Here is a 9691-nt window from a genome sequence, read left to right on the forward strand (position 1 = left end):
TATGGAATTTAAAACCGAAGTAAATCAATTACTTAATTTAATGATTCATTCACTTTACTCAAATAAAGAAATATTTTTAAGAGAGCTTATATCAAACTCAAGCGACGCTATAGATAAGCTAAATTTCTTAAGCCTTAGCGATGAAGCTTATAAAGGAATTAGCTTTAATCCTAGTATTAAAATTAGCATTAATAAAGACGCTAAATTATTAATCATAGAAGATAACGGCATAGGTATGGACGAAGCTGATTTAAATAATAATTTAGGCACAATTGCTTCAAGTGGAACTAAGAAATTCTTAGAAAATTTAAGCGAAGATGCTAAGAAAAATAGCGATTTGATAGGTCAATTTGGTGTTGGATTTTATTCAGCATTTATGGTTGCAAATAAAATTGAAGTTTATACTAAAAAAGCCTTAAGCAATGATTCGTTTTTGTGGAGTTCTGATACAAATGGTTATGAAATCACTAAAACAAATAAAGATAGTTTTGGCACAAAAATAGTTCTACATTTAAAAGATGATGAGTTTTTAAACACTCACACTATTGAAAACCTAGTTAGCAAGTATTCAAATCATATTTCTTATCCGATTTTCTTAGAAAAAGAGATAAGTGTTGGCGAAGGAGAAAACGCTAAAACTGAATTAAAATTCGAGCAAATCAATAAAGCAAAAGCTTTATGGAGAGAAAACAAAACAAGCCTTAAAAAAGAAGATTATTTAAAATTCTATGAAGGCATAAGTTATGATAGCAAAGAGCCGATTTTATATGTTCATACTAAAAGCGAGGGCGGTTCTTTAGAATATTCAAGCTTATTTTTTATCCCTGCAAATGCTCCACACGATTTATATAGAGTAGATTATGAAAAAGGTATAAAACTTTATGTAAAAAGAGTATTAATTAGCGAAAAAGAAGAGATTTTACCAAGTTACTTAAGATTTGTTAAAGGTGTGCTTGATGTTGAGGATTTACCTTTAAATGTAAGCCGTGAGATACTACAAGAAAATGTAATTTTAAGAAAAATCAAAGAAATCAGCACTAAAAAGATTTTAGGTGAATTAGAAAAATTACAAAAAAATGACGCTAATAAATATGATGAGTTTTATAAATTATTTGGTGCTGTATTAAAAGAAGCATTATTTGACCCAAGTGCGAACAAAGATGAAATTTTAGCATTATGCAAATTTGATAATAGTCAAAACGATAGTCAAATCACACTTGATGAATATTGTGCTAATTTAGGCGAAAACAAAACTATTTATTATCTAATCGGTGAAAATAAAGAATTATTAAAACACTCACCTTTACTTGAAAGCTACAAAAAAAATGGCATAAATGTATTGCTTTTAAGCGACAAGATTGACCCAATCGTAATTCCTATGGTTCATAAATATAAAGATTTTGATTTAAAAGCTATAAACGAAGTTGATGAAATCAAAAAAGATGAATTAAACGAAGAGCAAAAAGGCTTTTGTGAAAAACTAAGCAAAATATTAGAAAATGATGTAAAAGAAGTAGTTTTATCTAATTCTTTAGAAAGCTCATTATCAAGCTTAGTTTATGATACTAAAGACCAAGAATATATGATGGCTAAAATGATGGCTCAATTTAACGGAGAAAAAATGAATGCTAAAGGCGTTTTACAATTAAATGCAAAACACGAATTAGTAGCAAAACTAATAAACGAAAATAACGAAGATAGCCTTAAAAATCTAGCATTTATAGCTTATGGCACCGCAGCACTTGCTCAAGGCTTAGAATTTGCTAAAGTTAGTGAGTTTAACGAAGCTGTTATAAATCTAGCTAAAAAAGCGTTTTAATGCAAGAAAACAAAGCCTATTTAAGCGAACAAATAATTACTTATTTAGGCAATAAACGCTCATTATTAGGCTTTATTGAAAAAGGCGTAAAATATGCAAAAACCGAGCTTAAAAAAGATAAATTAAGCTCGGTTGATTTGTTTAGTGGTAGTGGCATTGTCGCAAGATTTTTAAAACAACACTCAAACTATTTAATAGCAAATGATTTAGAAAGTTATAGTAAAGCAATCAACGAATGCTATTTATCAAATATTGATAATAATTTTTATAAAGAGCTTGAAATAGAGCATAAAAAACTAAAAGAGCAAATCATTAATAATTTTAATGAAAACGGCTTTATAAGAGAGCTTTACTCTCCTAAAGATGAGCTAAATATCACTCAAAATGATAGAGCTTTTTATACAAATTATAATGCTAGTTATATTGATACAGCAAGATTATTGCTAGAAAATCACAAATATAAAAAATACTTTTTAGCACCACTTTTATATGAAGCTAGTGTAAAAGTAAATACAAGTGGTGTTTTTAAAGGCTTTTACAAAAATAAAAACGGCATAGGAGAATGGGGCGGAAGTGGCAAAAATGCTCTTAGTAGAATCATTGCTAATATTGAATTAGCAATGCCTATTTTTTCAAACCATAATGTGCCTTTTAATGTGTTTTGGCAAGACGCAAATGTTTTAGCAAATGAGCTTGATTGTGATTTATGCTATATTGACCCACCTTACAATCAACACCCTTATGGCTCAAATTATTTTATGCTAAATCTAATTACAAATTATATTAAACCACAAGATATTTCTAAGGTTTCAGGTATTACAAAGGATTGGAATAAAAGCGTTTATAATTCTAAAAAAACAGCTAGCGAAAGCTTTTTTGAACTAATAAACAATCTAAAAGCAAAAATAATTTTAATCTCATATAACAACGAAGGCATAATAAGTGAAGATGAATTTAAAAATACTCTTTTAAAATTTGGTAGCTTAAATATATTAGAGCAAAAATATAATACCTTTAGAGCAAGTAGAAATCTAAACAATCGTAAAATCCATGTAAAAGAGATTTTATATATCCTTAAAAAAATATAAAATAATATATGATTTAATATGCTTAATCATAAAAACTACCTAAAGCCTTGTTTTTATCTACAAAATATACTACTTATAATAAACACTTAAAATTATCATAAATATTTATATTTTTATTAAAAGAATTTAAAAACACACTTTCAAAATATATTTTTATAAAATCAAAAGCTTTATTATTATTGTTTGATAAAAATACTAATTAATAAAAATTATTATTTATATTATCCATAGATATAATATTTAAAATATAATTACCTATGCAAATATTATTTGTATAAATTATTTAAGGAGTTTTTATGAAAAAAATCATTTTTTCTTTACTTTGTTGTAGCAATTTATTAATATCTCAAACTTTTATAGAATTTAACACTCTAGGTGCAAGTATTAAAGATAAAAATAATATTTTTGACAATGATTTATCTAGCACCTTAAACGCAAGTGTATATTTATACAAAATGGATAATTATGATAATGATTTTGTAGGTGGAATAGATTTTAGCCATTTTAATATATATTCAAGGTTTTTTATAGGCAATCAAGGAAGCAAAACTGATATTGATTTATATAATTTCACAGCTTTAGGTGGATATGGATTTTATAATGATATTTACAATATATCGCTTTCTTTATTAGGCGGTGTAGGATATGAAAAGGCTAAATATAATTTAAGTAGTGATATTATAAAAAACGCTAATTTTAATAAGAATTTAAAATCAAATCTATTAACGCTAGGAATTGCTGCTAAATCGTATTTGGACAGCAATTTAATACTTGGAATGAGATTATTTGCTAAGCACTACACAAACAATAATATAAAAGAAAAATCAGTCCTATCAGGAGATATATCATTAGGTTATAGTATTTCAAGACAACTTAATGGGTTTTATACTCAAGTAAAAGTAGGCTATGATAATAATTTAGTAGGTAAAGGCGTTAATTTTGGAATAGGATTAGGCTATTCATTTTAAAACTTAGGTTTTTTATCCAAAAGATAAAAAACCTTAAATTAAATCTCTTTTATAAATTCTTTTTAACTTTCTATCTAATTTATAGCATACTTCATAAATTGCAGGAATAGCAAAAAGTGTTAATATGGTTGAACTAATAAGACCACTAATTACTGCAACTGCCATAGGAGAATTGCTCTCATAACCAGCTCCGTGTGAAATAGCTAAAGGTAGCATTGCAAAAATCATAGCAATCGTAGTCATTAATATCGCTCTAATTCTACTTTTGCCAGCTATTTTAAGAGCTTCTTTAACCCCTACTCCACTATCACATAATTTATTTGCAACATCAATTAATAAAATTGCGTTTTTGCCAACCATTCCAAATAACAAAATAAGAGCAACCAAAACAAATAAAGAAAATGTATTGCCTGTCAAATAAAGACCAATACAAGCTCCTGCAAACGCAAGTGGCATTGTAATCATTATTACAAATGGAACAATAAAGCTTTCGTAAAGAGCTGCTAATACTAAATAAATTAATAAAAACGACAAAATCATAACCATAATAAAACCAATAATCGTTTCTTCTAAAAGGTCAATAAAACCAGTAAATGTATATCTTAATCCAGTATTTTGCATAATTTTACTCATATTAGTTTCTAGTTTTGTTTTTACCTCATCTAAAGAAACCCTATCAACTCCTGCAGTAATTTTTACAGAACGAGTTTTATTAAGTCTATTGATACTACTACTATCCTTAATTAGTTTGATATTTACTACATTTAATAAACTAATTACATTATTATCCATAGTTCTTATTTGTATTTTTTCAAGTGATTTCATATCTTCTTTAGATACTTTTTCAAGTTGAATAAATATATCTTTACTATCTTTTAAACCATCTAAAACCCCAACATTAGCGTGAGCAAAAGAAGTTTGAATTATCCCTGCTAATTCTTGAGTATTTACATTTAATTTTCTTGCTTTTTCTTTATCTATATAAATAGCTAAAACATCTGCATAAGCATCAATATCATCGCTAATATCAACAACGCCTTTTAATTCGCTTAAAATATTTTTTGCTCTTCTACTAGCACTTACTAAAGAAGGGAAATCATCACCTAATAATACAAACTGAACCGGCTCATCAATACCTGCACCTTCAAATTTAGGTATTTCTAAAACTTTGATTTTAAATTCTTTTAAACTCAAACTATCTCTTAGATTAGAAACAACTTCTTTTTGTCTTTCAGTTCTTTCATCTAATGGTTTTAACTTAACATATATTTTAGATTTTTTTCTATCTTTTGCATCATCGTAGCCTACTAATAAATAAGCATAATCTACATTTTTATTTTCTTTAATTTGTTTTAAAACTTCTAAAGATTTAGTTTCCATAATATCTATTGATACATCTTTTTTAGATTCTATTTGAACTTGAAGTTCGCTATCATCTTCCATAGGTAAGAAATCAAGTCCTATTTTAGGTGCTAAAGAAAAAGATAAAGCACATAAAATAAAAATAATACCTATAAAAATCTTTTTGTATTCTAATATAGTATCAAGAGTATTTTCATACCATTGTTCTAGTCTAGTAAAATACTTTTCTGTATTATCGTGAAACTTACTCTCTTTAACATTTAAAAATCTAGCACTGATGGTTGGGACTAAAAATACACAAACTAAAAACGAAATAATTACCCCAAAAGCAACGCTCATTCCTAATGTATTAAAAAACAAACCAGAAATACTATTCATAAACGAAATCGGAATAAACACGCATAATAAAACTATACTGATACTAAATACAGAAAAAGCAATATCCTTAATACCTTCATAGCTTGCATATAAAGCATTTTTTTCTGTTTTAATCTTTTTACTAATATTCTCAATTACAACTATAGCATCATCTACGAATATACCAATAGATAAAGTAAGTGCTATTAATGTCAAACGATTTAAATCGTATCCAAATAAATCTATTAAAAAAAAGCTAGAAATAATTGAAGTAGGAATTGCTATGCTAGCAATAATAGTAGCACTAATATTTCTTAAAAATAAAAATACTATTAAAATTGTTAAAATCACCCCTAAACACATATCAAATACAACTTGATATATGTGTTTTGTAATATTTTCTGATTTATCATACACAACACTAAAATCTATATTTTTATGATAATCTTGAATACCTATTAAAGCTTGTTTAATATTTTTAGCAACTTCTAAACTATTTTGACCTGTGATTTTTTTAAGCTCTATTAAAACTCCATTATCTCCATTAAAATAAGCATAACTATCTTTTGAAGTATAGCCTATACTAATATCTGCTACATCTTTTAAAAATACTCCTGGAGCTATTCTTAATTGTTCTAATTCTTCTACACTATTTGAATCAAAATAACCTTTAATAGTAATATTTTTAGCTTCATTTTCAATACTTCCTAAAAAGGTTTTAAAATTCTGCATTTTTATCAGTTTTGCCACATCTAAAGAGTTAATATGGTATTTGTTTAATTCATCTATATTTAAATCAATTTTTACATTGTTTTTTAAATACCCTACCATTTTAACTTCTCCAACGCCTTTTATACGCTGAAAGTCGCCTTCTAAATCATCTTCAATCAACTGCATTAAATCTTTATCGTTTAAATCTTTAGATGAGATAAAAATACTCATAACTGCACCTGCATCTGATGAGACTTTTTCAACACTTGGTGGGTATTCTAATTTCATTTTTGATATTTTTTCACGAATATCATTTACTGCTATTTCTAAATCTTTACCTAGTTCAAATTCTACGACTATTACGCTTAGATTATTAAAACTTTTTGAACTAATTCTTTTTATCTGGCTAACACCTGAAATTTGATTTTCTAACTTTTTAGTAATTTGAGATTCTACATAGCTTAAATCAGCATTTGCAAATGTAGTGATTTTAACAAGTGGAATATCAACATTAGGATATAAATTAATTGGCATTGTAAAAATTGATATAACACCAAAAATCAATAACCCTAAAAAAGTCATCAAAATAGTAACAGGTCTATTAATTGCAATTTTTAACATTTATTTATCCGTAATAATATAACCATCTCCAAATGAACCAATTTGTATATCATTTGCTAAGACTTCTGCATAAATTTTTCTAGTTTTTATATCTATATTTGGATATACCTTACTAATTACACCCTTCATATTTAAACCATTTATACTATATTCATAAGTATTACCTACTTTAACCTTATCAGAATACTTTTCATCAAAACTTAAAAGTAATTTAACTTCAGGGTAACTATCTAAAATCAATAAAGGTTGATTAGGACTTGCTACGCCTTCTCCAACTTCAATATATTTTGCTGTAATTACTCCATCAAAAGGAGCTTTTAACTTTTTTTGATTTATTAAAGTTTCATATTTTTTACTAGACATTCTTGCTGATTTTAGTCTTTGTTCTGCTTCGCTTTTTTTAAAATTAATTTCATCTAAAATTTGTTCATTCAATACTGATTTTACTTGCTCGTATCTTTTAAGAGTGCTAATTGCTAAAGTTAAAGCTTCATTTGCTAATTTTTGTTGAACATTTGATTCTTCTAATCCAACTTGCTCAATTGAACTATCAAGTTCTAATAAAATATCACCTTTTTTCACGCTTTTACCTACATCTACATTTATTTTATTTACAATACCAAAAGATTGCAATGATAATTTAGCACTTTTTTGAGCAACCACATCAAAACTCGCATAAATAGAATCAGCAAATAAATTAATACTAATCAATAAAATTACTAATTTTTTCAATATTTCTCCTATAAATCAATTACAAAATCTTTAATAATGATACCTTTAGCAAGTAATAATTCTGCCTTAGATATTTCAAATTTAGCTTTACTTAAGCTAAGCTTCGCCAAAGCTCCTTGCATAGTTTCTAAAGAATTTAAATATTCAACATATCCAACAAGTCCAGCTTCATATTTTTTAGCAATACTCTCATAAGCAATTTTGCTAGCATTTAAAAGCTTTTCATTAGCATTTATTTCTTCTTGTATAAATGCAATTTTTTGAATTAATAGCTTTGCCTTTTCACTAACTGATTTTTTGCTATATATATTCATTTCTTTAGCAGCTAAATTACTAAGTTTTGCACTCTCATAAGCTTTTTTATCAGCTCCAAAAGAAAAAACATTCCAAGATAAACCTAGCATAAATATATTTGAAAACATTTTTTCTTTTACTCTTTCTTTTACTATCATATCAAACGGAGCATATAAAGAATAATTGAAATTATTTTTTGAAAATCCCACAATATTTTTTACAAAAATAGTAGGTTTAAATGGTGCTAATGATAAATCCTTATTAAGCTCGCTCATCTCTTCTTTTAAAGAATTTATTTTAATATCATAAGATTTATTAGCACTATCTTCATAAATAATAGCACTGCCTTTTGTAGGAATAAAATTATTATTAGTTATCAAATAAATATTACTTAATATCTCATCTTTTTGATAATATAAAGAACTTAATTCACTTTTATTTAATTCAACTTTTGCATTAAAGATTTCTAATTCATCATTAGGTCTTAAACCTACTTTATTAAGACTTTTTAGTCTATCTAAACTTGCATTTAAATATTTTAAATTCTGCTCTTTATATTCAATATTCTCCATTAAAGCTAAATAAGAATAATATAAACTTACTAAATTAAATTCCAATTCATTTTTAGCCTTTTCTAATTCAATTTGACTTAATTCGTGATTTTTTTTCGCAAGATTTATATTAGAATTTCTTTTACCATCATAAATTAAAGCATCTATTGCTAAACTCACATTTGTTAAATTATTTGGATTTATTATATATCTATCATAATCAAAACTAACAAATCCAACTTGTAAAGTAGCACTAGGATAGTATTTGTATTTTACGCTTTTTGCACTTTCTTCTTTGCTTAAAGTTTCATAATTTTTAGCTTTTAATTGCTCATTATTCTCAATACTTTCTAGCATAGTTTTTAAGCTAGTTGCATTCAGCAAACTAAGACTTAATAAAATTAAAGATAATTTTTTCATATTTTTTCCTATGTAAAACTTTTAACCAAATTACCAATTAATAAATTCCAACCATCAACTAAGACAAAAATTAGAATTTTAAATGGTAAAGATATCATAACCGGCGGCAACATCATCATACCCATAGCCATTAATACCGATGATACAACCATATCAATTACTAAAAAAGGTAAGTATAGCAAAAATCCTATCTCAAATGCAGTTTTTAATTCACTAATCATAAAAGCAGGAACTAAAGTTACTAAATCTACATCATCAATACTCTTAGGATTATCAATATTTCTTAAGCGATAAAATAGTGCTAAATCCTTTTCTCTAGTATTTTTAAGCATAAATTCTTTAAACGGCTTAACACTTAATGCAAATGCTTCTTCATAGCCTATTTTTTCTTCCAAATAAGGCTTAATTCCTGTTTCATAAGATTTATTAGCAGCTGGTTGCATTATAAAAAAAGTTATCACAAGTGCTAAAGATATTAAAATTGTATTAGGCGGCATTGCTTGTGTTCCCATAGCTTGTCTCATAAACGAAAACACTATAACTAATCTTAAAAACGAAGTGCATACAAATATAATACTAGGAGCTAAAGCTAATATAGTTAAAACTATGACTACATTTAAAGTAGTTACTAATTGGCTAGGCGTTTCTGGTGCGCTTAGATTTAGATTTAATGTAGGAACGCTAAGTGGAGTATCAGCATAAATAAACACTGAAAACAATAATAAAAGCAATAGTTTTTTCACTAATTTCCTTAAATAGTTTTTAAAA

Annotated in this window: 7 protein-coding genes; 3 read left to right on the top strand and 4 right to left on the bottom strand. The window is 26.3% G+C overall.

The window, feature by feature from the left end; genetic code table 11:
* Position 1: 1 nt before the first annotated feature.
* From htpG to AVBRAN9331_RS06660, 3 genes are all read left to right on the top strand, one after another.
* Positions 2-1819 (top strand): molecular chaperone HtpG, encoded by a 1818-nt coding sequence (gene htpG, locus AVBRAN9331_RS06650; protein WP_336612658.1) that lies wholly within the window; start codon positions 2-4, stop codon positions 1817-1819.
* Positions 1819-2907: a DNA adenine methylase gene (locus tag AVBRAN9331_RS06655; protein WP_214149812.1), complete on the top strand. Its 1089-nt coding sequence runs from the start codon at positions 1819-1821 to the stop codon at positions 2905-2907. Before htpG ends, AVBRAN9331_RS06655 begins: the two co-directional genes overlap by 1 nt.
* 296 nt (positions 2908-3203) lie before the next feature.
* Complete coding sequence (locus tag AVBRAN9331_RS06660; RefSeq protein ID WP_239802977.1) at positions 3204-3875, top strand: hypothetical protein; 672 nt, start codon at positions 3204-3206, stop codon at positions 3873-3875.
* Positions 3876-3908: 33 nt separating this feature from the next.
* Here AVBRAN9331_RS06660 and AVBRAN9331_RS06665 read toward each other — a convergent pair whose 3' ends face one another.
* From AVBRAN9331_RS06665 to fliP, 4 genes are read right to left on the bottom strand one after another with little or no spacing between them, the layout of a single operon-like run.
* On the bottom strand, positions 3909-6926 hold the full coding sequence (locus AVBRAN9331_RS06665) for an efflux RND transporter permease subunit (RefSeq protein ID WP_336612659.1): 3018 nt from the start codon (positions 6924-6926) through the stop codon (positions 3909-3911).
* Positions 6927-7658, bottom strand: coding sequence for an efflux RND transporter periplasmic adaptor subunit (locus AVBRAN9331_RS06670; protein ID WP_336612660.1), 732 nt, complete (start codon positions 7656-7658; stop codon positions 6927-6929). It abuts the gene before it with no gap.
* Between the two features lie 8 nt (positions 7659-7666).
* On the bottom strand, positions 7667-8923 hold the full coding sequence (locus tag AVBRAN9331_RS06675) for a TolC family protein (protein WP_336612661.1): 1257 nt from the start codon (positions 8921-8923) through the stop codon (positions 7667-7669).
* Between the two features lie 8 nt (positions 8924-8931).
* A complete protein-coding gene (gene fliP / locus AVBRAN9331_RS06680) occupies positions 8932-9666 on the bottom strand; it encodes a flagellar type III secretion system pore protein FliP (RefSeq protein WP_214117334.1) in 735 nt (244 codons plus the stop codon).
* Positions 9667-9691 lie beyond the last annotated feature (25 nt).

Source organism: Campylobacter sp. RM9331 (assembly GCF_020137685.1).
GTDB lineage: Bacteria > Campylobacterota > Campylobacteria > Campylobacterales > Campylobacteraceae > Campylobacter_E.